Genomic DNA, 24,078 nt, shown 5'->3' on the forward strand with positions numbered 1-24,078 from the left:
TCCTCGGCGCATGATCGCCGAGTATGAGGATCTCGACGGCCTCGCCCTCGCCGCCCTCGTGCGCGCGGGCGAGGTCTCGCCGTTAGGGCTGGTCGACGAGGCCATCCGCCGCTGCGAGGCCGACGGCGTCCCGCTCGGCGCAGTGGTCGCGCCGATGTACGAGCGCGCCCGCGACCTGGCCAAAGGGACATTGCCCGAAGGACCGTTTCGCGGCGTGCCGATGTTGCTCAAGGACCTGGTGTCGGGGGCCGAGGGCGCGCCGCTGCAGTCGGGCAGCCGGTTCCTGCGCGGCTACGTGTCGCCGGCCGACTCGGAGATCGTGCGCCGCTACCGAACGGCCGGGCTGATCCCGGTCGGCAAGTCGGCGACCTCGGAGTTCGGCGTGGTGCCGACGGTCGAGACCCTGGTCCACGGCCCGTGCAAGAACCCGTGGGACCGCGCGCGCTCGGCCGGCGGCAGCAGCGGCGGCTCGGGCGCGGCCGTGGCCGCCCGCGTCGTCCCGCTCGCCAGCGGCAGCGACGGCGGCGGGTCGATACGGATCCCCGCCTCCTGCTGCGGCCTGTTCGGCATGAAGCCCACCCGCGGCCGCACCCCCAGCGGCCCCGAGCGCGCCGAGGGCTGGCAGGGCTTCGCCGTCCTCCACGCGCTGACCCGCTCGGTCCGCGACAGCGCCGCCCTGCTCGATGCGACATGTCCCCCGGAACATGGCGCTGCGTACTACCCGCCTCCGCCGGCCCGGCCCTACCTCGCCGAGGTCTCGACCCCGCCCGGCAAGCTGCGGATCGCCGTCACCACCCGGCCGATGCTCGGCGGCCAGGTCCACCCCGACTGCGCCGCCGCCCTCAGCTCGGCCGCCGCCCTGCTGCAGGACCTCGGCCACCACGTCGACGAGGCCGCGCCCGAGGTCGACGGCCCCGCCTTCTCGCGGGCCTTCTTCGCCATCCTCTGCGGCGAGGTCGCGGCCGACATCGACGAGGCCGCGCGCCTCACCGGCCGCCGCCCGCGGGCCGGCGAGTTCGAGTTCGTCACCTGGACTTTGAGTCAGATCGGTCGGGCCCTCGGCGCCGCCGAGTTCGTGGCCGCCAAGCGCCACTTGCAGCAGGCGGCGCTGAAGATCGGGCCGTTCTTCGCCGACTACGACGTGCTCGTCACCCCGACCCTGGCCCAGCCGCCCGCCCCGCTCGGCACCCTCGGCCCGCAGGGCCTCTCCGCCGCGATGATGAAGGCTCTCGGCCGCGCCCGCGCCGGCGGCCTGCTCAAGGCCCTCATGGCCCACGACCCCAGCGCCGACCAGGTCTACGCCTACCTGCCGTGGACCCCCGTGTTCAACGTCACCGGCCAGCCGGCCATGTCGGTGCCGCTGCACTGGAGCCCCGAGGGCCTGCCGATCGGCGTCCACTTCGTCGGCCGCTGGGGCGACGAGGCGACCCTGTTCCGCCTCGCCGGCGAGCTCGAGCGCGCCCGCCCGTGGGCCGGCCGCCGCCCGCCGCCCGCGGCCACATGACCGAAACACCCTGTCCTATAGACCCTGTCTATCACGACATGACCGATCAGACATCTCTGTGGTTGTTCGGCTACGGCTCGCTGATCTGGCGGCCGGCGATCCCCTACGCCGAGCGGCTGCCGGCCCGCGCCGCCGGCTACGAGCGCCGCTTCTACCAGGGCTCGACCGACCACCGCGGCGTCCCCGAGGCCCCGGGCCGCGTCGTCACCCTCGTCGCCAGCGCCGCGGCGCTGTGCGGCGGCGTCGCCTACCGCGTCGCCGAGGCCGACGTCGCCGCGGTGCTGCACACCCTCGACGTCCGCGAGCAGGGCGGCTACACCCGCCTCGAGCTGCCGGTGCAGGTCCTCGGCGCCGCCCCGCGCGAGGTCACCGCGCTCACCTACGTCGCCGCGCCCGACAACCCCAACTGGCTCGGCCCGGCCTCCGTCGCCGCGATCGCGCGGCAGATCGCCCATAGCCGCGGCCCCAGCGGCATGAACCGCGAGTACCTGGTCCGCCTCGCCGCCGCCCTGCGCGAGCTCGCCGTCGACGACCCCCACGTGTTCGAGCTCGAGCGCGAGGTCGACGGATTCGCACCGATCTGACCCGACGAGCCCCGTATGCGCCACCCGCGAATCACGACCCTCTTCCTGCTCGCACTCTCCTCCTGCGCAGAGGAGGATGAAGGGGTCGAGCTGCCCGAGATCTCCGCGAGCAGCAAGTACGTCGCGTACGGAACATGGGCCGACACCTCCACGCTGTGCATGGACGATCGCCTGGCGCGGTGGGACACGTTCATCGAGCGCGTCGCCGACTTCCTGGACATCTCCCCGCCCTCGTCGCGGATCCGCTACACCTGGGTCCCCGAGGGCCTCTCATCCCCGGAGCGTTGGGGTTGCGCCGACTCGAACACGGGTTGCTTCAAGGGGAGCCGGCAGGGGGTCTTCGTCCGCGAGTTCGAGATCGTGCATGAGCTCGTGCACGTGGTCGGCGCCGCGGGCCTCGGCAGGGGACATCCCATCCTCTCCGAGGGACTGGCCGAATATTTGGGCAGCTTCAGGTCCACGGAGACGAAGTTGGAGGAGTTCCCGGACGAGTTCCGGGGCCTGATCGATTCCGGAGGGAGACCTGAATCCTACGGCGATTACACGCTCTCCATGCATTTCGTGGGCGCCACGATCGAGCGCCACGGCGCGTCGGCGTTCACGGAGTTCTACCGCTCCCTGAGCGCGGACGTCACCTTCGAGGAATTCGAAAGCACATACCAGGCAGTCTTCGCCGAGGACCTCTCGGAGCGCCTGCTCGACATGAGCCTCCACCCGGTCCTCGGCCAGTTCGTCCCGTGGGCGTGTCGCACGGGCTCGGGCGCGGAGACCCTCGATTGGTCGGCCGCGACCGAGCTCCAGGCGACCATCCACGGCGAGTGCGGCGATCCACACTTCGTCGGACCCGGCCACGATTCACCATACGACCTCACCAAGGACTATGTGATCGAGGTGGAGTCCGCCGGCGGCTATCGCCTCGAGGTGACCGAGATCGACGCCGCGAAGGGCCTGCTGGCCGCGACCCTCGAGAGTTGTCCGGGGGTCCCGTACGGGAGGCTCGTCGTCGAGAACGGCTATTCCTTCGAGGGGACGCTGTCCCCGGGCCGCCATGTGCTGACAGTGTATTTTCCGCCCACGACCGAGCTCGAGGGCGATGCCGACGTGGCGCTGAAGCTGCTGTATCCCGTGCCGCCGTGAGGCGGGCGCCAGCGACGCCTCACGCCGCAGGTCCCCTCGCCCCCGCGAGCTCGCCGCCGACGTCTTCGCGCCGGCGCGTTCGTACATGTCCTGCGGGACATGTCATGGGCGAGCGACGGGCGCCGCCCGCAAGCCCCTCGGCGACACACATGTCCTTCAGGACATCTCGGCGTGGCGGGCGCGGACGCCACCCGACGCGCCCGGCCGCCTCCCCTGTCGCTGCCGGATGAAGCCGAAGGCCGTGTTATCCTCGCCGCATGCGCCCCGTCGCCGGCGTCCTCCTCGCGCTCTGCGCTCTCGCGGGCTGCTTCTCCGACAGCCTGCCGCAGCTGTCCACCGGCGGCCCCACGACCGCCGACGAGACCGCGACCTCGACCTCGACCTCGACCTCGACCGACGCGGCCACGTCCTCGACGAGCACCTCCCCGACCGAGGTCACCACCACCGACGGGGCCACCACCGGCACCTGTCCCATGGGCCAGCCGATGAAGTCCTGGTACCCCGACGGCGACGGCGACGGCTTCGGCGCCGCGGAGCCGGTCACGATCGCCTGCGAGGCGCCGCCAGGCGGGGTCGACGTCGCCGGCGACTGCGACGACACCTGGTTCGAGGTCCACCCCGGCGCCGCCGAGCTGTGCAACATGGGCGTCGACGACGACTGCGACGGCCTCGTCGACGAGCACTCGACCGACAACCTGGAGTGCGGCAGCTGCAGCCTGTCGCAGCTCGGCGGCGCAGTCTTCTGGGTGTGCAGCGAGGCGGCGGCGTTCACCGCCGGCGAGGCCTTCTGCCAGCAATTCGGCGCCGCGGTCCACCTGGTCCACCCGGAGAACCCCACCGAGCTCGCCTTCGTCCGCGACCGGATCTTCGACCACCTCGGCGAGCAGCCGACGGAGCTGCACTTCTGGACCGGCCTCCACCGCAGCCAGGCGCTGTGGAACGAGTGCACGATGAACCCCGACGCCGCCGACTGGGTCGCCCTCGACGGCGACCCGGTCACCTACCTCCCGTGGCGCGACGGCGAGCCCGACAACTCCGAGTGCCTCCCGCGCTGCACCACCGAGGTCCTCGAAGACCCCGAATGCCCGCGCGAGAACTGCATCGAGCTCGGCGACGGCGCCACCGGCGCCTACAACGACCGCACCTGCAGCCTCGCCGCCGTCGGCCTGGTCTGCCAGGCCCGCCTCGACCCCTGAGCCGTCTCCGCGCAGGTCGCTCGCGCCGGCTCCTCGCGTCCTGCCCGGCCACGCGCCGCCCCGCCGCGACCGCTCGACCACCGCCCGCGACCGTTCGCCCGCACGGCCGCCCCCGCGGGGAACGACGCGTGCCAGCTTGCGCGTGGAGCCCACGATGACCGCCATCCTCCACAGCGCCCTCGCCCTCGCGCACCTCGCCCTCGCCCTCGTCCCGCTCACCCTCGCCGCCGCCGCCTTCTTGCCGCTGCTCGACCTCTCGGCGCTGGAGGACCGGCGATGAGCGCCCTCGCCCGCAAGCGCGCCTTCGACCTCGCGCTGCTGCTCCCGCTGGTCCCGCTGTTCGCCCTCGCCGTCGGCGCCCTCGCCGGCTGCGTGTGGCTGTGCGACGGGAGGCCGATCTTCTTCACCCAGCCGCGCATCGGCCAGGGCCGGCGCCTGTTCCACATCGTCAAGCTGCGCACCATGACCTGCGAGCTCGACCCCGCCGCGCGCAAGCCGACCCGCTTCGGCCGGTTCCTGCGCCAGCGCGGCCTCGACGAGCTGCCGCAGCTGCTCGTCAACGTCCTGCGCGGCGACATGAGCCTCGTCGGTCCGCGCCCGCTCACCCCGGCCGACGCCGAGCGGCTGGTCGCCGAGCACCCGCCGTTCGCGCGCCGCTTCGACGTCCCGCCCGGCCTCACCGGCCTGGCCCAGGTCTGCCTGGCCCAAGGGTCAGCCTTGACCGCCGCGCTCGACGCCGCCTACGCTGAGCGTCGCAGCGCCCTCCTCGACCTCCGCCTGCTCCTGCGCACCGCGTGGATGAACCTCGTCGGCAAGCGCCGCGGCGCCCTCCGCACCACGCTCCCGATCGGCCGCCCCCGCACCGTCTCATGGCCCTGATCGCCTCCACGCTGCAGGCCCTGCTCGCCCCCCGGCGGCTGGTCCCGATCGTCCTCGTCAGCGTCCCGCTGGTCGTCGCCCAGCACCGCTACTCGCCCGCGCGCGACCCCGGCGCGGTCGTCGTCGGCCTGGCCATGTGCCTCGTGTTCGCGCTGATCGCCCCGTGGCTGTGGCGCGTCACCGCCCCGCGCGGCTGGCTCGGCCTCGCCGTCTACGGCCTCGTCGGCGTCGCCGTCGTCGCCGGCCTCGGCCTCGTCCTGCCGGCCGCGTTCGGCGTCGGCCGCACCTTCCTCACCGAGGACGCCAGCCTGCTGGTCGCCCTCGCCCTGTTCCTCGTCGGCGGCTGGGGCCTCGGCCGCGACATCGACCTCGAGGCCAGCCTCGACCGCGAGCGCGCCCGCGCCGAGGCCCTCGCCCGCGAGGCCGAGCGCGCCCAGCTGCTCGCCCTCCGCAGCCACCTCGACCCGCACTTCCTCTTCAACACCCTCAACGCGATCGCCGAGTGGTGCCGCACCGACGGCGAGATCGCAGAGCGGGCCGTCCTGCGCCTGTCCGCCATGCTGCGCACGATCCTCGACGGCGTCCGCCTGCCCGCCTGGCCGCTGCGCCGCGAGCTCGACCTCTGCCGCGACCTGTTCGCCCTCCACGCCGTCCGCGACCCCGGCCGCTTCGACTGCGCCGTCGACGGCGACCCCGGCGACATCCTCGTCCCGCCGCTCTTGCTGCTGCCGCTGGCCGAGAACGCGATCAAGCACGGCCCGTCCGCCGGCCACCGCGGGCCGGTCCGCATCCACCTGTCCTCCGGGACATCCGGCGTGGAGATCGTGATCGACAACCCCGGCCCCTACACCGGCCCGCGCCCCGGCGGCGAGGGCCTGCACATGGCCCGGCGCCGCCTCGACCTCGCCTACGACGGCCGCGCCGCCCTCGTCATCGGCCCCGCCGACCACGGCACCCGCGCCGTCGTCACCATCCCCCCCGGCCCCGCCCCCACCGTCGTCACCTGACGCCCGCCCCCGCCACATGTCCCATGAAACATTCTCGCTTGGACATGTCCGAAATGCCATACCGCTTCGATGCGACCTACGACGGCCACGCCAGCCTCGTCATCAGTCCATCGGCCACGACACCCCCCATGCTTGATCGGCCTTGTCCGGTCCGCCACACCGTGCGGACGACCGCGACGCGCTGCGGCGCCCAGACTCTCGTGACCGCGCCTACCGCCCTCGCAATGACTGACCTTTCGGACATGTCACGATGACCCCCCTGCGAATCCTCATCGTCGACGACGAGGAGCTGGCGCGCCGCCGCCTGGTCCGCCTGCTCGCCGATCTGCCGGGCGTCGAGCTCGCGGGCGAGTGCGACGCCGGCCAGGCCGCGCTGACGCGCCTGCGCGAGCCGGACGCCGACGTCGACGTCGTCCTGCTCGACATCCGCATGCCCGGCCTCACCGGCCTCGAGACCGCGGCGTTGCTCGGGGACGACGGCCCGTACGTCATCTTCACCACCGCCCACGACGACCACGCCGTCGACGCCTTCGACCTCGGCGCCGTCGACTACATTTTAAAGCCGATCGAGGCGGTGCGGCTGCACCGCGCGCTCGAGCGGGCGCGCCAGCGCCTGGGCGGGCAGCGGGCCGGCTCGCGCGAGTTCGTGCGCCTGCCGGTCACCACCCGCGAGGGCATCGTCCTCGTCGACCCGCAGGCCCTCACGCACGCAGTGTTCGACGGCGCCCTCGTCACCCTCCACCTCGACGGCCGCACCTTGCTCACCGACCAGAGCCTGCAGGACCTCGAGGACAGGTTGCCGGCCACCGCGTTCGAGCGGGTCCACCGGCGCGCGCTCGTCAACCTCGAGAAGATCGAGCGCCTCGAGCCGCTCGAGACCGGCGGCTACAACGCCCGCATGGCCGGCGGCGACCTCGTCCCGATCTCCCGCCAGGCCGCCCGCCGTCTCCGCCGTCGCCTCGGCCTGTCCTGAGGGACATGTCGCCGCACGGCCTCGCGCCGGGCGCCATGTCGACATGTCCCAAGAGACATCCACGATCACCGTCGAGCCGCGGCCTCGACACACCCGAGAGGCACACCGGTCCGAGACGGGCGCCCGACAGGCCCCTCGACCTCAGATGTCCCTTCGGACATGTCTATTAGGACATCGCTCGCCGTCGGCGGATGAACGACCAGGCCAGCGGCCCGAGCAGCCACAAGGCCGGCGCGAACCCGCCGGAGCCGACCTTGCACGCCATGCTTTCGTCGGAGTCCGGCGCGATGTCGGCCTCGTCGAGCACCACCGTCTCCCCGCGCGTGCCGTCGGCGGCGACCGGCGTGAGCGCGATGGGCCCCGGCCCCGGCGGGATCTTCGCCCCTTGGCCGAAGCCGGGCCCGGACACCACCGCGAGCCGGCCGTCGGCGTAGACCGCCTCCACGTACCCGCCCTGCCCGAAGTACTGCGCCGAGAAGTCGATCGAGAGGGCGATCGAATCGGGGACCGCGCACGTCGCCCCCCCGGTGGGTTTGCAGCCCTGGGAATCGACAATCTTCTCGCGCGCCTGCAGCTCGCCGAGCACCGCGGGCGGGAACGCCGGCAGGTCGCCCACGTGGAGCGTCCCCGGGCTCTGGAAATCGTCGGGGTAGGCCGCAAACTCGCCGCAATCGAGCTCGTAGACCGCCCCGGGGGCCAGCGGCTCGGCCGGCACGAACTCTGCGACGACGTCGAAGGTCTCGCGCTCCTCCGAATCGCAGGCGCTCGCCCCCCGCAGCTCGACGGTCACGTCGATCCGCACGTCCCCGGCCACCAGCGCGCAGTCGTCGGGCACCGCCGCCTCGATGTCCTCGCACCGCATCACCATCCACGGCAACACGTCGGCCGGGACCTCGACGGCGTCGTCGAAGAACATCGCGCTGCCGTAGTCGCTGTCCCACGACCAGCTCCCACAGCTGCGCGCTTCTGCCGGCTCCGGCCGGGCCCACAGGCCGAGGATCGAGGCGACGAGGACGAATCGACGATATCTTTGCACGTGGCCACCACCTATCTTTAGTAGCCTCGAGCATAGACAGACCGCGGCGGCGCGGCAACCACCGCGCCGCCTTTCACTCCAACCAGATCACGCCGGCACCGCGCCGAACTTGCCGAGCTCGAAGTCGCGGACGGCGGCCGCCAGCTCGCTGCGGGTGTTCATCACGAACGGCCCGTACGACGCGATCGGCTCGTCGATCGGCTCGCCGGCCATGACCACCAGGTGCGCGTCCTCCTTGGCGACCACCTCGACGAACGCGCCGCCGTTCTCGAACACGAACAGCTCGCCGTCGCGGGCGTGCTCGCTGCCCGACTTGGCGTGGCCCGACTCGACCAGCACCAGCGCGTTGTGGTGCTCCGGCAGCGGCACGCGGACGCGGTGCTTCGCCCGCAACTCGACGTCGAGCAGGGTGATCGGCGTGTGCGTGCGCGCCGGTCCGCGGGCCCCCGCGAACTCGCCGGCGATGACCCGCACGCGGCCGGCGTCGTCGTCGAGCGCGACGGTCGGGATGTCCGCCGCGGTGATCGGCTGATAGCCCGGCGCGCTCATCTTCAGCCGCGCCGGCAGGTTGACCCACAGCTGCACGAGGCGCACCGCCCCGCCGCGGCGAGAGAATTCCTGCTCCTGATACTCCTCGTGCAAGATGCCCGAGGCCGCGGTCATCCACTGCACGTCGCCCGGCCCGATGATCCCCGCGTGCCCGGCAGTGTCGCGGTGAGCGATCGTGCCCTCCCACGCCAGCGTCACCGTCTCGAACCCGCGGTGCGGGTGCCAGCCGACTCCGCGTCGCCCCTGCGACAGCGCCGGATAGCTCTCCCGCGGGTGATGGTCCAGCAGCAAGAACGGGCTGGTCCGCTCCATCGGCAGGCTGCGGCTCGGGAACACCCCGCGCACGTGAAAGCCGTCGCCGACCCAGTGCATCGGGCCGCCGCGGTGCACGCCCTCCACGCGGCGCGCTCGCCCAGCGAGTTCGAGGCCGGAGAGACTCGGAGTCGTGATCGTCGTATCCATGGTGGGACAGGATGGAGCCCGCACCCCGGCGGCGTAACTGGGGCGCGAGTGATGGCCGCCATCACGCCAGGTGATGCCGCGGATTCGCCGAGAACGCCCCACGAGGGCGGCCATCCTGCGTACTCGCGCCGCTCCCATGCAGGCGGCGAGCGAACACGCAACTCGCGCGATGAGCGGGGCATCCTCGCCCGCGCTCGAGCGGCACCGAGGAACGATCCGCGAGCATCATCCTCGCTGCGCGGCGAGCCGCCGCGCCTCACCTCGCGGCCTGCGTCGCCTCGGCCAGCGCGAGGCGGCACAGGTCCGTCAAGCGACCCGCCGCCCAGCTCGCCACCGGCCCGAGCGCCGACCGCTTGCGTCGCACCAGCGCCAGCTGTCGCAGCGGCGCCGCCGCGCCCCACGCCGACAACTTCAGCGCCACCAGCTGCCCGCGGGCCAGCTCCTCGCGCACCAGGTGCTCCGGCTCGTGACCCCAGCCGAGCCCGCCGACGATCAGCGCGTGCTTGGTCGACAGATCGGCCACCCGCCACGTCCGCGTCGACAGCACCCCGCGGTCGGCCGAGCCGCGCCCGTCGACCGCGCGCTCGCTCAGCACGATCTGCACCGCCGACGCCAGCGCCGCGTCCTCGATCGGCCCCGCGATCGCGGCCAGCGGATGCGACGGCGCGGCCACTGCGATCATCCGCAGCTCGGCGAGGTGGCGCTGCTCGAGCCCCGCGAGGTCGGCGTCGGAGCCGGCGATCCCGAGCGTCGCCCGCCGGTCGCGCACCATCGCGGTCACTGCGTCGAGCATCTCGGTGGCGATCGTCAATTCCACCTGCGGATGCGCCGCCGCGAACTCGCGGGCGAAGCCGACCAGCGCCGCGCTCGGGAACATCGCGTCGACCACCAGCGACAGCCGCGTCTCCTCGCCCCGCTTGAGCCGCGCGACCAGGGCCTCGACGGCCTCGACGTCCTCGTGGATCTTCTCGGCCGCGGCCACCAGCGCAGCCCCGTGCTCGGTCAGCACCGCGACGCGACCCGACCGATCGAACAATTTTAGATCGAGCTGGCCCTCGAGCCGCTGGATCGACTGACTGACCGCCGCCTGCACCCGCCCGAGCTTGCGCGCCGCGGCGGTGAAGCTGCCGGCCTCGGCGACGGCGCGGAGGGTGCGGAGCTGGTCGATGCTGATCGCCTCGAGCACGGGCCCCAGTGGACCACGACCCGCCGGTTTTGCCCATCCCCGCCGCGACGCCGCGGGCGACCGCGGAGCGCCGCGACGATGGATATCCCAAAGGACATGTCCGCTCGGTCGGGTCGCCTTGCTGCGAGAGAGCCGGGGTTCGACCCGGCCCGTCGACACCCGCTGCAAACCCTTTCACGGCGCCCGCGCGGCGAGCGCTGCGGCTCGTCGCTAGTCGTGCACTACGCTCATAGGATAGAGATTGTTCCTTCGGCTCAAAAAACACGATACGTGGTGCGGAGGTCCGTGCGCTTCGCGCAGCAGGCCGAAATGGATAGAGTGCTTCGCAGTCGGGAAGGGCCCGAGTCCGGTGCACGAGGGCAGTGCATTCGGCGCGAAATCAGAGCTTGACGCTCCCCACCTTTCTGCCAGACTGACGCCGCAGCTGTCTCGTGGCCGCGAGCGCAATTGAGCGTTCGTGGCATGGCGAGGTCGTGATGCGATATGGAGGCAACGTGATCAAGTCCTGTGTTGGAGTGGGTATGTTCAAGTATTTCGTCATGGCGAGCGGGGTCGCGGCGACCTTCGCAATCGGGCTCCAGGAGGCCCACGCGGCGCCGCTTCTCGACTGGAGCTCGTACTACGGCGGGACGGGCGACGAGGCGGGTTTCGACGCGAATTTCAACCTCGCCGGCGAGCTGGTGGTGGTGGGCGTCATGTCCTCGAACGGATTTGCCACCGCGGGAGCCCACAAGGGGTCGCCCTCGGCCGACGACGGCTTCATCGCCCAGATCGACCCGGTGACCGAAATGGTGAATTGGCACACCTATTACGGCGGCACCGGCACCGACCGGTTCCGGTCGGTCGATCATGACAGCAACGACAACGTCCACGCCGTCGGCGATACCACCTCGACGACCGGCGTCGCTAGCGCCGGGGGCGGCTCGCTGAGCGGCTCTTCCGACGCGATGGTGGTCAAGTTCACCTCGAGCGGAGGCCGCACGTGGGGCCGCTATTTCGGCGGCCCCAGCACCGAGACCGGCGAAGGCGTGTGCGTCGGTTCGGACGGCACGGTGTACATGGTCGGCGCCACGAACTCCTCCTCCGCCGTCGCCACGGTGAACGACACCACCTACGGCGGGATCCAGGACGGCTACCTCGCCAAGTGGTCGTCGGCCGGTGTTTTCCAGCGGGCCACCTATATCGGAGGGAGCAGCGGCACCACGACCGCGACGGGCTGCGCCGTCGACGCCAACGGCGACGTGGTGGTGGTCGGCTACACCGAGGCCAACGCAGGCATCGCCACGCCGACGTCCCAGGACCCCAGCTACAACGGCAGCGGCGACGCCTTCGTGATCAAGTACGACAGCAGTCTGACGCCGCTGTGGGGGCGGTACTTCGGCGGTACCAGCCTCGATCGCGCCGAGGCGGTCGACGTCGACGAAGACGGCGACGTCTACGTCACGGGCCATACGCAATCTTCCAGCGGCCTCGCCACGAACTGGGACACCATCCTCGGCGGCGGTCATGACGCGTTCGTCGCCCGCTTCGTCTCGCTGAACGGCAACCTCGTGTGGAGCCGTTACTACGGCGGCTCCGCCATCGACGAGCTCGACGACATCGAGGTCGTGGAGTCGTCGGTGTACCTGAGCGGCTGGTCGACCAGCACCAGCGGCGTGACCTCCGTGGACTCGTTCGACGACATCCACGGCGGCGGCGCCGACTGCCTGTTCGTCATCCTCGGCAACAACGGCTCGACCTCGCACGGCAGCTACATCGGCGGCGCCAGCACCGACAACTGCATGGGCGTCGCCGCGGAGCTCGGCAACGCGGCGGTCAGCGGCTACACCACCGGTTCGTCGACCGGAATCGCCACCCCGGGCGCCATCCAGACGTCGTTCGGCGGCGGCTTCTTCCCCTGGGACGCGATCATGGCGTACATCACGCTGTAGATCCGGCGAAAGGACGCGTCCCGCATCGCCGGGCCGCGGGTGTCGTGAATCCGTGACTGGTGTGAATGAAACCGGCTGTCCGGTGATTGTTCAGTCGCTACCGTACTCGCGTGAAACCGCGTCGAACACGGCCACGGTCGACCCACCGGGCGACCGCGGCGATCCACCTATAATCAATGTCCGCAGGGACATGTCCTCACGGGCTGGCGAAGATCGCCTTGCAGCTCCCGGCCTCGCACGCGCAGCGGCCCCCGCAGTCGAGCGTGTTCGGGGCGCACTGCATCGTGCACATCACGTCGGTGCAGTCGGGCTTCTGCGCCGCCGGCACGCAGCTGGCCGGGTGACAGCACGAGGCCGGGACACAATCGGCGTCGACCTTGCACTCGCCCTCGCCGCCCGCGGTCGCGGGGGCCGGCTTCGGCGGCTCGCTGACCGGCGGCGGCTCGGGCACCGGCTCGGCGGGCGCGGGCTTCGGCGCGCAGGCCGACGCGACCAGGCCGAGCAGCACCGCGCCGAGGCGCCCGCGCGCCCCCTCGAAAAAGGACTGTCCGGGAAGACGGGTAGACATGCGCCCTTGTATGCCGCCGAACGCGTCCGCATTCCACGACCTGCGGATCCGCTTCCGGCCGCCACCCCCTGACACGGCGAACCGCGCCGCGATCCCGTCGAGCTCGCCACGCCGACGCCGCGCACCGCGGTAGACGCGCGTCACTCGCTCTCTGTCTCTTGGGACATCTCGCGCCGGCGCACCCAGCGGCCGACGCGCCCCACGTGGGCTGTCTCTTGAGACATCTCGCGTCCGCGGCCGCTCGCCGGGTTCACGGCCCGAACTGCGCGAGGACCAGCTGCCCCACGTCCGGCTCGCCGAACGGCGCGCCGTCGAGGTAGACCTCGCCGTAGATCTCGAACGCCGCGATCGCCGCGCCCGTCGGGCCGGCGCCCGCGAGGATCGACTGGCCCGTCGCTGAATTGAACAAGCCGTGCAACCACCGCTGCGACCCGTCGCCGGCGAGCGCTGCGAGCCATGGGCCGTCGTGCTGGCCCCACACGTCGCCCGCGAACTGCGGCCGCTCCTCACCGCCGCCGGCGAGGACGATCGTCCCGTCCGCGCCCACGTCGAGCGTCGAGAACCCCACCGACTCCGTCTCGCGGAGGAGCGCGGTGCTCCAGCGATGCTCGCCGCCGCCGTCGAGCCGCGCGACGAAGATGCCCGTCCACCAGAAGTGCCCGGGATAAGGGTCGTGCTCGACCTTCGCCGTCTTCAGCGGCCCGCCGCCGAGGTCGATCGCCGACTCGAAGTGCCCCGCGACCACGATCTCCCCGGCCTCGTCGACGCGCACGTCGTCGGCGCTCTGCATGAAGTTGTCGCCGTACGTGCGAGCCCACAGCGGCGCGCCCTCGGCGTCGAATCGGACGACATACGCGTCGCTGGTGCCGGCGCTGAGCAGCGGTCCGTCGCCGAAGTCGAGCGCCCCCTCGAGGCCGCCCGCGATCACCAGCCCGCCATCGGGCGTCGCGTCGATCGCCCGCACCGTCTGGTGCCCCGGATCGCCGTGGCGGTGGTTCCACAGCACGGTGCCGTCGACGTCGAGCTGGGCGAGCAGCACGTCGCCCCACCCGGCCGACTTCAGCGGCCCGCCGCCGACATCGACGCTGCCGCGAATCGTCGCCGCCAGCCACGCGCGGCCGTCGGGCCCGGGCGCGACCCACAGAGTGTTTTCGCCGCCGTCGTGCGATTCGGCCATCCCGGCGGCGCGGCGCGCCCACTCGACCTCGCCCGCCGCGGTCATTCGCAGCACCACCGCGTCGTGCTCCTCGCCGGCGAGCGGCCCCTGGCCGAAGTCGACGTCGCCCACGCACCTCGAGGTGAAGAGAATGTCGCCGTCGGGCGCGAGGCGGATGTTCCCGTCGCTCGTCGCCAGGCCGGGGTACTCGGCCGGTCCGGGCGCGCCGAAGCTGCGGAACCACAGCACGGCGCCCTCGGGATCGAAGCGGGCGATCCAGATGTCCCCCTCGCCGGCCGCGTGGCGGAGCACGCCGCCGAACATCACGTCTCCGCGGAATGTCCCGGTCGCCACGACCTCGCCGTTCCCGGCGACCGCGAGCGCCGACGCGCGAATCGCCCCGTCGGGGTACGGGAACCGCCGGCTCCACGCCAGGCCGCCGCTGCACGGAGCGACCTCGCTGCACGACTCGTCCTCCGGGGTCGCGCAGTCCTGCTGCTGCGGGGTGACCTCGCCGACGCACGGGCCCCATCGACCGAACCAATCGCAGGTCTCGACGCCGGCGCGACAGAGCCCGACGCCCTCGGTGCCCGCCGGCCCGCCGTAGCACGATCGCGTCTGGTCGTTGAGACAGGTGCCTTCATCGCCCGAACTACCGCCGGGCTCGGTGACGAGCGACGTGGTGAGCGTGACGACCGCGCCGGTCGTCGTCGACATGCCGGTGCTCGTCGACGTCGCCCCGCCCGCGGTCGGATCGACGGCGTCGTTGCCGCAGGCCGAGAGCAGCAACGCCGGCGCGATCGCCAGGAGACGCGCCCTCACGGCAGCGCCTCCGTCCCGCACACGCCCACGGCTTCGGCCCCGGGCTTTTCGAAGGACAGCTCCCAGGGCGCCACGCACTTCTGCCCCGGCAACGGACACGCCGCCTGCGGATCGCTGCGATCGCAGAACGGAGTGCAGCAAGACTCGCCGGCGCAGTCCGGGACCGCGCCGCCGAGGCACGTCGCCCCGAGCTCGCAGTCGTCGATCCAGCTGCAGACCTCGCCGACGGCGACCCGGGGCCCGTCGGGCAGGTCCCCCACGCACAGCGTCCCGCCCCCGGACAGATCGCAGCGATTTCCGGGCGCGCAGTCCTGCAGCAGCGGATCGCACATGGGGACGCACAACCACTGCGCGCGGCCGCCGACGCACAGCGAGCCGACGTCGCAGTACGGGTGCCCCGCCGTGCCCATGCACGACGACAGGCACGCGCCCTCGCCGTCCCACGGGTCCGGCGAGTACGGCCGCTCGACGCAGGCGCTGCCGATGTCGCAGTCGTCGACGCCCGTGAACGGGTCATCCACGTCGTACTGGCAAGGCGAGCCGGGCGGCAACGGCTCGCGCGAGAGCGGGACGCAGGTCGTGTGCGCCCAGTACAGCTCGCCCGGCGGGGCCGTCCACGCGCACTTCTGTCCTTCGGGACAGTCCTGCGCGTAGATGTCACAAGCCACGACTCCCGGGCCCATGTCGCTATCCGCCGCGAGGTCGGGGAGCGGCGGCGGATCGCCCGTGACGCCCGTCGAGGTGGTGCCCGTCGTGCTCGTGGTCGAAGTGCCCGAGCCCGCGTCGACCGTGGTCGTCGCGCCGCCTGCCGTCCCGCCGAGGACGCTCTCGCTCGCGGGCGGAAGACACCCTGCGACCAGCAGGGCCAGCAGCCAGGACACGCGACACATGACCGCACGATACGCCCGATCACCGCGAAAAGATAACCATGGCGCCGGCAGCTCGCAGCTGCGCCTGGCCTGGCCCGGTTCTCTGCCCGCGGAGCACGAGGTCGTCGCGGAAGACGTGTTCGCCGGTCGCGCCGGCTTCCGCCTCGATCCGGGCGGCAACATGCACCTCGCGGTCAACGACGACGAGGTCCTCGGCGTCCTGAGCTCGGAGATCCGCTACCTCATGATCGGCCCCTAGTTCGTCCGCCGCGCAGCGAGCGAGGCGGCGGACGCGTCGCGCCCGAATCGTCACTGCAGGACGCACCAGACTCACTCGAGCGGTGGCTCGAGGATGAAACCGATGCTCTGCGGCGCGCTCGCTAGCAGCCCCGGCCTGCCGACGAGCTCGGCGGGTGCGGGGTAGTCCTTCGGCCAGTACTCGACGAGCACCTGCTCGCACACCTCAACGCCCGCGTCGAACTCACCGCGCGCCGTCGCGTCGGAGAGACAGCGCGCGTACGCCTCGCGGGCCGCCTGTCGGAGCGGCGCGACGCGGGCCGATGACTCGTCGCACCAGCGCAGCGCTTCTTCCCCGCTCGGAAAGCCGCCTCTCGGCCGGGCGCCCCCGAGCTCCGCCGCGTGGTGCTGTGACACCAACGCGACGCGGAACCAGGCGTCGCGTGCGATCCGTCCCGAGCCCGCGCGGAGGGCAAACTCCTCGTACCGCTTGCGCAGCGCGGCGCCCTCGGTCGCCAGCGCCCTGTTCGTATCCGCGAGCTCCCGCTCGGCCCGCGCGACCTCGCGGCGTTGCCGGCCGAGCTCCCGGATGTCCGCGGGCGCCTGCGAATTCGCCAGCCAGCGATCGGGGTACAGCCGCGGCTCGCCGACGTGCTTCATCAAGTACGCCTCGAGCGACGTGTCGAGCAGCGAGAGCTCCGCCGCGAGGACCGCCGCTGCGACCTCCGGCTCCGAGAGCACCGCGCTGTCGGCCTTGCGCGCGAGCGTGACGACGCGCCGGAGCTGCGCCCGCGCTGCGGCCGATCCCCGCGGCTCGCGCTCGGACCCCTGCACACGCCCGAATGTGATATCGCAGTGGACGAAAATCGGCCCCAGCTTCGCCGGCACGGCTTTCTTCGACTTATCCGCCCACGGTCTGCGCGGCCAGCCAGTGTCCCGCGCGCGCCTGCGTACCTGCACATCAAACTCCGCGCACACGCCGTGGGACACGCTCCCCTTACAGGACAGGAGCCACAGGAACTGTGCGATCGTCGCCTCGGCGACGATTCGTCGCGCGAGCCCGCCGTGACGTGCGTGCCGGCGTAGGTACGTCCGCATGTGCTCGAGCCGCTGCTCCCAGGTCCACAACAGCGCTCGCCGCCGCCAGAACGCCGCCGCCGCGTCGGCCGACGAGCGCTGCCCGGCGATGCGCTCGCTGGCCGAAAGGTCAGCCTCCGCGAGCTCCGGCTGCCCGAGCCCCGTCCGGATCTCGGCGGCCGTCCACAGCATTTCGCTGTCCTGCGTCGCCGACGTCTCGATCGCCTGTGCCGCGTCGGTGAAGCGCCCTTCCGCGAGCGCGCGCGCCGGCTCGTCCGACGAACCGAGCGCGAGTGCGAACGCGAGCGAACGGAGCGTCATCGTGTCCCAAGCTACGTCGCACCGGGCTCCGCCGCAAGGAGCTGCACACCGTGCGCGTCCGCAACGGTCCCCCGAGCACACGGGGCTGCAGGCTCGTTCCCCATGGCCGCCATTGTTTGTCCCGATGCCGATCCACCGTCGGCGTCCGCCGTCATCCGTGCCGCTCGTTTCCGGAGAAAGGTCGCTCGCGCGCGGACGACCCGCCGCACCGAGACATCACTGCGGCGGGATGCAGATCTCGCCGCCCTCGATCTGCGAGTTGGTGCGGAACGTGTTCAGCGACTGCCACCACGGCTCTTCGAACTGCGGGATCTTGCCGTCCTCGCGCACGTTGGTGACGTGGTAGGTGTGCTGATTCCAGATCCGCCGCGGCTGGATCCACCGGTCCTCGATGTCGCGGATCACCTGCACCGTCGGCGCCGTCTGGTTGCCGCCGAAGCCCGCGTCGGAGACCACCACGATCTCGGCCGAGCCGTCGTTGTCGACGTCGGCGACGACCGGGTACTCGGCCAGCGTCCGGGCGCTGCGCGGCACGTTGAGCAGCGGCTTGCCCTGGCCGTCGAACACGTAGAGGTTGGCCTCGTCGGCGTACATCGCCTCGGCGACGCCGTTGCCGTCGAAGTCGAACGCGGTGCCGGCGGCCCAGCCGCTGGCGTCCTGGACCGGGGCGAGCCAGTTGACAGTCAGGTCGCCCTCGAACATCACGTACGAGTTGGACGCGCTGGTCGCCACCTCCGACACCTTGTCGCCGTCGAAGTCGTGGACGGTGCCGGGCCGGAACCACGACGACCCGCCGCCGGGCTTCTGGTTCTGGTACTTGATCGCGCCGGTGTGCTCGAGCAGCGTCAGCCCGCTGCCGCTGTTGACCATGATCTCCGGCTCGGGGTCGGCGTCGAGGTTGGCGACCTGGGCGAAGCCCCGCTCGAGGTTCGGGTTCTGGAAGTAGACCGAGCCGTCGTGGTGGTACGCGCTGGGGCCGATCACCACCTCGAGGTCGCCGTCGCCGTCGAGGTCGGCCGCGACCGTGGTGAAGTTCTCGGCGTACTGGTTCTCGGGCAGGGTCACCACCGTCTGGCCGTTGTGGTCGATGATCAGCTTGTCCATGCTGATCTCGACGTCGCCGTCGTTGTCGAGGTCGGCGAGGGTGATCGCGCCGCCCTGGCTGTGCGAGACGCCGGTGTTGCCCTGCCACTTGACGGTGCCGTCGTGCTCGAACGCGATCGCGAACGACGGCCCGCCGAAGCCCGGCCCGGTGGCGGCGATGATCTCGGGCAAGCCGTCGTTGTCGATGTCGCCGATCGCCGGGTTGATCGACCACGTCAGCGCGACCGGGATCATGAAGTGCTGCGTGCCGGTCGCGCCGTCGAGCACGTAGATGTGGCCGTCGTTGGGGAACTGGGTCACCATCACGATCACGTCCGGCGTGTCGCACAGGTCGATCTCGCCGTCGTTGTTGTCGTCGGTCAGGTTGGCCACCAGCGGCGTCACCAGCGACTCCTTCTCCAGCCCCGGCCCGTTCCAGCTCCACTGGATGTCGGGCTCGAACGCGTCGGGCGGCGCCTCCATCGTGCAGTCGCCGACCCCGCCCATGTCGTCGTCGGTCGCCTTGCACTGGTCGACCGGAGCGCCGGTGGTGCTCGTCGACTCCGTGTCCCCGCCGAGGTCGAACTTGGCCCCCGTGGTCCCGTCGCTCTCGCTGCTCGGCATCGACGTGCCGGTCGTCTCGCTCACGCCCGTGGTGCCGGTCGTCGACGTCGTCGACGTCGTCGGCTCGCCGGTCGCGCTGTCGGTGCCCGTGCCCTGCTCGGTGTCGGTCCCGGTGGCGCTGTCGCTGACGCCGGTCGTCGGCGTCGTCATCGACGCGCCAGTCATGGTCGCGCCGGTCTGGCTGACTCCCCCCTGCGTCGCCGTGGTGCCGCCGTCGTCGCCGCAGGCCGCGAGCAGGAGGAACATCGTCACCGGGAGCAAGCGAGTCGAAGTGCGCATCGGCGGCGACGATACGCCGTCCTGCCGGCCGCGACCAGATGGACTCACCTGTCCCAAGGGCCATTGTCTCGAATTCGCCCGCGCGCCGCTGCCATCGACGTCCGCGCTCGCACGACACTCGCGAATCCACGTGTGACCAGGACGAGCGACGAAGCTGCGATTCCTCGTGACCGCGCGCCTGCGATCGACCGGGGCCGCTCGCCGCACGCGCGTCCGTGGAGCTCCGCGCCCACGACCGGGCCCGCCTGGCCCGCGTTCGCCGTGCTCCCCGGACGCACGGGGCGCCGGCGAACGTGCGCGCGTTGCCAGACAGCGGGGTCCGGCGGCAACATCACCGCGCCCACGATGCCGCCGCCGATCCCGCTCGTCCGCACCGCCTCGCTCACCCTCGGCCGCGCCAAACGCGACGGACGCTCGTGGATCGTCGCCCGCTCGGTCGGGCCGCGCGACGTCCTCGCCCAGCACTCGAAGGACAGCGGCGTCAAGCACGACGCAGTGTGGATGCCGGAGGACCAGATCTTCGACGTCGAGGTGCAGACGAGCGGAGGCTCGGCGCTGCTGCGCTTCCTCGGCAGCTTTCACCGCACCTGCGGCTGGGACGAGCCGGCCAACACGCGGCGGATCGGCCCGCTGAGCTTCGCCGAGGCCGACGAGGCCGCAGCGGCCGTCCGCGAGGCGCTCGCGCTCCCCCGCGTCCCGCTCGACGTCGACGCGGCGACGCTCGCCGCGGAGCCGGCGAGGTACTCGCGGCAGTTCGTGCGCACCCTCGGCGTGTGGACCGTCGGGCTCGAGCAGTCGACGTTCGCCGGCGCGTGGCTGCGGCCGGCCGACGCGGCGCGACACCTCGGGGGCCCGGGGCGCATGGACGCGAGCGCGTGGCGGGTGACCGGGTGGTTCGAGGCCGGCGAGAGGGGCCCGCTGCAGGGCTTCGGCCACCTGGGCATGAGCCGCAGCGAGCTGCTCGCCTGCGCGATGGAGCCCTCCGCCGCCGTCCCGCTCGCCGACGCGCTGCGCGAGCTCCACAACAACGGCCTGGCGAAGGACCTCGACGTCGCCGCGTGTCGCCGCCTGCTCGCCGACGAGGGCGCGGGGCCCGAGACGATGACCCGCGACGACGCGCTGGCGATGCTGCACCGCCACTACGCCGGCGAGGAGGACCTCGTGTCGCGCAGCGAGGCGGCGCTGGCCGACGGTGTATTCGTCGCGCGCCAGCTCCACGACGAAGACGAAGCAGTCGTGCGCGCCGCGGTCACGGCCCTGGCGGCCCGCCACGGCGCGTCGGAGCTCGAGCTCGACGACCCCGGCGACTGGGACGCGATCGCCGAGGCATTGACGGCCGCGCTGCGCCGCGCGGGCCACAAGACCGAGGCAGTCCTGCCGCCGCTCGGCGCGACCCACGGGCTCGTGGCGATCCGCGACCGCGTGTCGGGCGGCCCGCTGCGCCTGTTCGCCGGCGCGCTCGACCTCCGCTCGCAGCGCTGACCTGCGCTCACGCTGCGCGAGAGCGATGCTCTTCGCGCGGCTCCGGTGATGCTTCTGCGTTCACTCGCGCACGAGAGTGATGCGCCCCTCGCCGCACTCGGCGATGCTCCTGCGCTCACCCGGCGCGCGGGAGCGATGCTCCCCGCGTCCGCGAAGCTCACGACGAAGCGGCCTCGTCGTCGCTCTGTATTATCAAAAACTCCGCCTCGTGGATGCGGAACTCGCCCCAGCTCATGCCGAGGTGGCCGAAACCGGGCAGGTTCTTGCTCGAGCCCTGCGCTCGCGGGAACACCCACAGGCCGGCGGCGCGCACCTTGTGCCGGCCGCGACCCGGCGACGCGATGCCGTTCACGCCGACTGCGTGGGCCGGCCCGATCGACGAGTACTCGAACCCGATCCCCCACCACGCGACCACGCGGATGGTCTTGCCGTGCCACGCTTCCGGCGCCTCGCACAGCATCTCCTCGGTCACCTCGACCGCGCTCGCCGGCTCGAAGACGTAGGCCTTTACCAGGCGTCCGGCCGCGATCACCAGCTCCTGATCGGGGTCCGGCCGGGACTTCCGCGGCGCCTGCTCCTTGTTCTTCAACCCCTCGTCGTACCGCCGCTGGTGCTGGAGCGCGGCTCGCAGCCCGAGCACGAACGCCGGCACGACGACGAGCAGGACCACTGCGAGGACGACGAGCGCGGACGACACGACTCGAGACTCCACGAAGATGGTCCGCGCGCGCAAGTCGACCCGCGGACGCTCCGGTGATTGTGTTCTACTCCGCCCATGTCGACCAGCTACCGGGCCGCGTTCATCGTCCGCGACTTCGCGCCCACGCGCCGCGACGAGCTCGAGCGCCTCGTCTGCGCGGCCTTGCTCGACTGGGGCCTCGGGCCGCGGGACGTCCTGTGGTCGCGCAGCTCGAGCGTGCTGGTCGCCTTCGTCGACGACGTCGTGATGAGCGCGGGGACCGACCTCGACGCCATCGAAGAGTCGGTCGTCGACGCGGCCATGAGCGCGGACGCGATCGTCACCGTCGAATGGTGCCACGAGAGCACCTTCGTCCCTGACGACGGCCTCTTCGAGGTCGCCAGCGTCCACCTCGAGCCATTCGACGAGCGCGCAGTCGTCGGCGAATTCTTGCCGTGGCTCGCGGGCACGCGCGACCACGCGGCCGGGTTCGCCGCGCTCGCTCCGCTCGTCCACGCCGCCCGGTCCGCCCGCGCCCACGGCCAAGTCGTTGCGCGCGCAGCGACCCTGCGCGCCCTCGCTGCCGCCCACGCCTGGTCGACGCGCGCGCCGCTACGCCTCGTGCGGATCGCCGACAGCCACACACCGAGGGTCCGCGAGCAGCTGTTCCGCCTCCTCGGCCCCGACCGCCCGCCCGCCGCGCTCCTGGCCGCATTGCCGGCCGGCGACGCCGCGTGGCCGGGGTGGGTGTGGTCCCACGCCGCGCTCGGCGAGCGCCTCGCTGACCGAGAATCACTCGATCCCGAGCTCGCGCAGGCGCTCGCGACCATCCACGCCCGCGGCCTCGGCGTCGTGATCGACCTCGAGCTCCACTGGCCGCCCCGAGGCCGCGACTTCGTCGACGCGCCACTCCCCATCGACGAGACCCCCTTCCGCGCGGCCGCCGAGCGTGGCCTGCGAGCCATCGGCGACCCCGGCGTCCTCGAGCTCACCCACGTGCCGGGCCTCGCCTGCCCGCGCCCCGCGGTCCGTTACGGCGGCGATCCTCACCCGCTCCCGGTCTCGAGCCCCGGCGACTTCGCCGCCCTCTCCACCGATCTGCATGAGCTCTACTGGCGATGGGTCCAGCCCGACTGGGAGCTCGCGCTCGTGCGCTCGCAGTTCCCGTACGTCGGTCGCGGCTTCCGCCTCGACCTCGTGTCGTCTCGCTGGGGCCGCGACGCGATCCGCGGCGTCCTCCGTGCCACCTTCGCCGCGCACGAGCCCGAGGAGCGCCCCTTGCTCGTGCCGCGCGCGCTCCTCGACGGCGTGCTCGTCGCGGACGAGTGGCACCTCGCGCCGCTCGCCGTCGACGCGCCGCGGATCGACGCCTGGCGCGAAGCGCTGGCCCGGGCCGACGCCGACGACCTGCGGGCGGATCACGTCGCCTGGTCGTTCGTGCGGCCCGAGGACGAGCGAGGGCCGACGCGGCCGATCGAGCGGCACGAGCTGCCCTGCGCGTCGGTGAAGGCGCGCCACCTCGATCGTCTCGTGCTCAGCGACGCTCACCCGGAGAGCACCTGGGTGATCGACACCGCCGCCGCACCGCTCGGCATCGTCGCGATCGACGGCCTGTTCCTCCACAGCGCGGACATCGACGCCCGCGGCACCCTGCACGCGCTCGCCCGCCGCGCCGGCGAGACCCGTCTGCACGTCGGCAAGTTGGAGCTCGACGGTCCGCTCGACGGCCTCGCCGCGCGACCCTTCCGCGCCAGCCGCATCGATCCCGGCAGCGAGGCCCGGATCTTGCGCCGCCTCGGTGACCGCTCCCTCCTCGCCGCGGACTACGCCCGCCCGGGCGCCGAGCCGCGCTGGAGCGACGGCACTCCGCTCGCGCTACCCACGAGCGACCGCCCGCTCCCCACCTCGTTCGAGGCCCGCATCTTCCGCGACGGATCGGCCCTCCTGGTCGTCGGCGGGCGCGCGCACCGACTGGTGTGGACCGACGACGCTCCGCACGCGACCCTCCTGCCCCTCGACCCGCTCGACGTGGAGCGCCCCTTCGACGCCCCGCCCGCCGTCCTCGACGACGACGGCGACGGCCTGCTCCTGCTGGTGGATCGCCGGCTCTGTCGCCTGCGCAGCGACGGCGCGCTCGCGCGGCTGTTCCCCGAGGTGGAGAACATCATGACTCTGGCGCGCGGCCCCGGCGACGCCGTGATCGTCAGTCAGGGCGACGATGTGGACGGCGACGTCGCCAAGGTGCTGTGGCTGGCGACCGGCGAGGTCTCGCGCCTGCGCCCGGAGCTCCTCGACCTGCGCGGCTCCGCGACCTTCGCCTGCTTCCTCGCCGCGCGCTTCGCCCTGTGGTGCCAGTTCCACCGCGACGTCCGCGTCGTCCCCTGGGAGCTCGTCGAGCGCCTGCCGCGGACTCGACATGGTCTATAAAACATGCCCG

General features: G+C 72.3%; 21 protein-coding genes. 12 read left to right on the plus strand and 9 right to left on the minus strand.

Translation table 11 applies throughout. From position 1 onward, the window contains the following. Nucleotides 1-10: 10 nt before the first annotated feature. From O0S08_RS41865 to O0S08_RS41900, 8 genes are all read left to right on the plus strand, one after another. Nucleotides 11-1,504, plus strand: coding sequence for an amidase (locus tag O0S08_RS41865; RefSeq protein WP_269035123.1), 1,494 nt, complete (start codon nt 11-13; stop codon nt 1,502-1,504). A gap of 38 nt (nt 1,505-1,542) precedes the next feature. Beyond that, nucleotides 1,543-2,088 (plus strand): gamma-glutamylcyclotransferase, encoded by a 546-nt coding sequence (locus O0S08_RS41870; RefSeq protein ID WP_269035124.1) that lies wholly within the window; start codon nt 1,543-1,545, stop codon nt 2,086-2,088. Nucleotides 2,089-2,103: 15 nt separating this feature from the next. Further along, complete coding sequence (locus O0S08_RS41875; protein WP_269035125.1) at nt 2,104-3,225, plus strand: hypothetical protein; 1,122 nt, start codon at nt 2,104-2,106, stop codon at nt 3,223-3,225. 257 nt (nt 3,226-3,482) lie between these two features. Further along, nucleotides 3,483-4,421 carry a MopE-related protein gene (locus tag O0S08_RS41880; RefSeq protein WP_269035126.1) on the plus strand — a complete coding sequence of 313 codons (939 nt, stop codon included), beginning with the start codon at nt 3,483-3,485 and terminating at the stop codon, nt 4,419-4,421. A gap of 154 nt (nt 4,422-4,575) precedes the next feature. Then, a complete protein-coding gene (locus tag O0S08_RS41885) occupies nt 4,576-4,701 on the plus strand; it encodes a hypothetical protein (protein WP_269035127.1) in 126 nt (41 codons plus the stop codon). Next, a complete protein-coding gene (locus tag O0S08_RS41890; RefSeq protein WP_269035128.1) occupies nt 4,698-5,300 on the plus strand; it encodes a sugar transferase in 603 nt (200 codons plus the stop codon). Before O0S08_RS41885 ends, O0S08_RS41890 begins: the two co-directional genes overlap by 4 nt. Beyond that, entirely contained in the window at nt 5,291-6,307 is a 1,017-nt protein-coding gene (locus O0S08_RS41895) for a sensor histidine kinase (protein WP_269035129.1), read from the plus strand. Before O0S08_RS41890 ends, O0S08_RS41895 begins: the two co-directional genes overlap by 10 nt. Nucleotides 6,308-6,557: 250 nt before the next feature. Continuing rightward, nucleotides 6,558-7,280: a LytR/AlgR family response regulator transcription factor gene (locus tag O0S08_RS41900; RefSeq protein WP_269035130.1), complete on the plus strand. Its 723-nt coding sequence runs from the start codon at nt 6,558-6,560 to the stop codon at nt 7,278-7,280. A 166-nt stretch (nt 7,281-7,446) separates the two neighbouring features. On the opposite strand, the gene O0S08_RS41905 is transcribed toward O0S08_RS41900, so the two are convergent. From O0S08_RS41905 to O0S08_RS41915, 3 genes are all read right to left on the minus strand, one after another. Next, complete coding sequence (locus O0S08_RS41905; protein WP_269035131.1) at nt 7,447-8,316, minus strand: hypothetical protein; 870 nt, start codon at nt 8,314-8,316, stop codon at nt 7,447-7,449. 87 nt (nt 8,317-8,403) lie between these two features. Further along, a complete protein-coding gene (locus O0S08_RS41910; RefSeq protein WP_269035132.1) occupies nt 8,404-9,327 on the minus strand; it encodes a pirin family protein in 924 nt (307 codons plus the stop codon). Between the two features lie 256 nt (nt 9,328-9,583). Continuing rightward, on the minus strand, nt 9,584-10,513 hold the full coding sequence (locus O0S08_RS41915) for a LysR family transcriptional regulator (RefSeq protein WP_269035133.1): 930 nt from the start codon (nt 10,511-10,513) through the stop codon (nt 9,584-9,586). Nucleotides 10,514-11,034: 521 nt separating this feature from the next. Here O0S08_RS41915 and O0S08_RS41920 point away from each other — a divergent pair. Further along, entirely contained in the window at nt 11,035-12,444 is a 1,410-nt protein-coding gene (locus tag O0S08_RS41920) for an SBBP repeat-containing protein (RefSeq protein ID WP_269035134.1), read from the plus strand. A gap of 196 nt (nt 12,445-12,640) precedes the next feature. On the opposite strand, the gene O0S08_RS41925 is transcribed toward O0S08_RS41920, so the two are convergent. The 3 genes from O0S08_RS41925 to O0S08_RS41935 all read right to left on the minus strand — a co-directional run bounded on the left by O0S08_RS41925 (nt 12,641) and on the right by O0S08_RS41935 (nt 15,880). Then, nucleotides 12,641-13,012, minus strand: coding sequence for a hypothetical protein (locus O0S08_RS41925; protein WP_269035135.1), 372 nt, complete (start codon nt 13,010-13,012; stop codon nt 12,641-12,643). Between the two features lie 250 nt (nt 13,013-13,262). Then, nucleotides 13,263-14,990 (minus strand): hypothetical protein, encoded by a 1,728-nt coding sequence (locus O0S08_RS41930; RefSeq protein ID WP_269035136.1) that lies wholly within the window; start codon nt 14,988-14,990, stop codon nt 13,263-13,265. Then, entirely contained in the window at nt 14,987-15,880 is an 894-nt protein-coding gene (locus tag O0S08_RS41935) for a hypothetical protein (protein ID WP_269035137.1), read from the minus strand. The genes O0S08_RS41930 and O0S08_RS41935 overlap by 4 nt, the downstream gene beginning before the upstream one ends. On the opposite strand from O0S08_RS41935, the gene O0S08_RS41940 reads away from it, so the two are divergent. Beyond that, nucleotides 15,879-16,118 carry a hypothetical protein gene (locus O0S08_RS41940; RefSeq protein WP_269035138.1) on the plus strand — a complete coding sequence of 80 codons (240 nt, stop codon included), beginning with the start codon at nt 15,879-15,881 and terminating at the stop codon, nt 16,116-16,118. The genes O0S08_RS41935 and O0S08_RS41940 overlap by 2 nt on opposite strands. A 71-nt stretch (nt 16,119-16,189) precedes the next feature. On the opposite strand, the gene O0S08_RS41945 is transcribed toward O0S08_RS41940, so the two are convergent. Both O0S08_RS41945 and O0S08_RS41950 read right to left on the minus strand, forming a co-directional pair. Further along, nucleotides 16,190-17,494 (minus strand): hypothetical protein, encoded by a 1,305-nt coding sequence (locus O0S08_RS41945; RefSeq protein WP_269035139.1) that lies wholly within the window; start codon nt 17,492-17,494, stop codon nt 16,190-16,192. 216 nt (nt 17,495-17,710) lie between these two features. Further along, nucleotides 17,711-19,480 (minus strand): FG-GAP repeat domain-containing protein, encoded by a 1,770-nt coding sequence (locus O0S08_RS41950; RefSeq protein WP_269035140.1) that lies wholly within the window; start codon nt 19,478-19,480, stop codon nt 17,711-17,713. 345 nt (nt 19,481-19,825) lie between these two features. Between O0S08_RS41950 and O0S08_RS41955 the strand changes: the two genes are divergently transcribed. After that, complete coding sequence (locus O0S08_RS41955) at nt 19,826-20,962, plus strand: hypothetical protein (RefSeq protein WP_269035141.1); 1,137 nt, start codon at nt 19,826-19,828, stop codon at nt 20,960-20,962. A 157-nt stretch (nt 20,963-21,119) separates the two neighbouring features. Here O0S08_RS41955 and O0S08_RS41960 read toward each other — a convergent pair whose 3' ends face one another. Continuing rightward, nucleotides 21,120-21,659, minus strand: a complete 540-nt coding sequence (locus O0S08_RS41960) for a hypothetical protein (RefSeq protein WP_269035142.1) — start codon at nt 21,657-21,659, stop codon at nt 21,120-21,122. A gap of 78 nt (nt 21,660-21,737) precedes the next feature. On the opposite strand from O0S08_RS41960, the gene O0S08_RS41965 reads away from it, so the two are divergent. Next, on the plus strand, nt 21,738-24,068 hold the full coding sequence (locus O0S08_RS41965; RefSeq protein ID WP_269035143.1) for a hypothetical protein: 2,331 nt from the start codon (nt 21,738-21,740) through the stop codon (nt 24,066-24,068). The last annotated feature ends 10 nt before the right edge of the window (nt 24,069-24,078 follow it).

Source organism: Nannocystis punicea, from assembly GCF_026965555.1.
Taxonomy (GTDB): Bacteria; Myxococcota_A; Polyangia; order Nannocystales; family Nannocystaceae; genus Nannocystis; species Nannocystis punicea.

Excerpts from the sequence above, each read along its gene's own strand:
- O0S08_RS41865 (WP_269035123.1), top strand. The coding sequence starts at position 11 with ATGATCGCCGAGTATGAGGATCTCGACGGCCTCGCCCTCGCCGCCCTC.
- O0S08_RS41870 (WP_269035124.1), top strand. The coding sequence starts at position 1,543 with ATGACCGATCAGACATCTCTGTGGTTGTTCGGCTACGGCTCGCTGATC.
- O0S08_RS41875 (WP_269035125.1), top strand. The coding sequence starts at position 2,104 with ATGCGCCACCCGCGAATCACGACCCTCTTCCTGCTCGCACTCTCCTCC.
- O0S08_RS41880 (WP_269035126.1), top strand. The coding sequence starts at position 3,483 with ATGCGCCCCGTCGCCGGCGTCCTCCTCGCGCTCTGCGCTCTCGCGGGC.
- O0S08_RS41885 (WP_269035127.1), top strand. The coding sequence starts at position 4,576 with ATGACCGCCATCCTCCACAGCGCCCTCGCCCTCGCGCACCTCGCCCTC.
- O0S08_RS41890 (WP_269035128.1), top strand. The coding sequence starts at position 4,698 with ATGAGCGCCCTCGCCCGCAAGCGCGCCTTCGACCTCGCGCTGCTGCTC.
- O0S08_RS41895 (WP_269035129.1), top strand. The coding sequence starts at position 5,291 with ATGGCCCTGATCGCCTCCACGCTGCAGGCCCTGCTCGCCCCCCGGCGG.
- O0S08_RS41900 (WP_269035130.1), top strand. The coding sequence starts at position 6,558 with ATGACCCCCCTGCGAATCCTCATCGTCGACGACGAGGAGCTGGCGCGC.
- O0S08_RS41910 (WP_269035132.1), bottom strand. The coding sequence starts at position 9,327 with ATGGATACGACGATCACGACTCCGAGTCTCTCCGGCCTCGAACTCGCT.
- O0S08_RS41920 (WP_269035134.1), top strand. The coding sequence starts at position 11,035 with ATGTTCAAGTATTTCGTCATGGCGAGCGGGGTCGCGGCGACCTTCGCA.
- O0S08_RS41925 (WP_269035135.1), bottom strand. The coding sequence starts at position 13,012 with ATGTCTACCCGTCTTCCCGGACAGTCCTTTTTCGAGGGGGCGCGCGGG.
- O0S08_RS41940 (WP_269035138.1), top strand. The coding sequence starts at position 15,879 with ATGACCGCACGATACGCCCGATCACCGCGAAAAGATAACCATGGCGCC.
- O0S08_RS41935 (WP_269035137.1), bottom strand. The coding sequence starts at position 15,880 with ATGTGTCGCGTGTCCTGGCTGCTGGCCCTGCTGGTCGCAGGGTGTCTT.
- O0S08_RS41945 (WP_269035139.1), bottom strand. The coding sequence starts at position 17,494 with ATGACGCTCCGTTCGCTCGCGTTCGCACTCGCGCTCGGTTCGTCGGAC.
- O0S08_RS41950 (WP_269035140.1), bottom strand. The coding sequence starts at position 19,480 with ATGCGCACTTCGACTCGCTTGCTCCCGGTGACGATGTTCCTCCTGCTC.
- O0S08_RS41955 (WP_269035141.1), top strand. The coding sequence starts at position 19,826 with ATGCCGCCGCCGATCCCGCTCGTCCGCACCGCCTCGCTCACCCTCGGC.
- O0S08_RS41965 (WP_269035143.1), top strand. The coding sequence starts at position 21,738 with ATGTCGACCAGCTACCGGGCCGCGTTCATCGTCCGCGACTTCGCGCCC.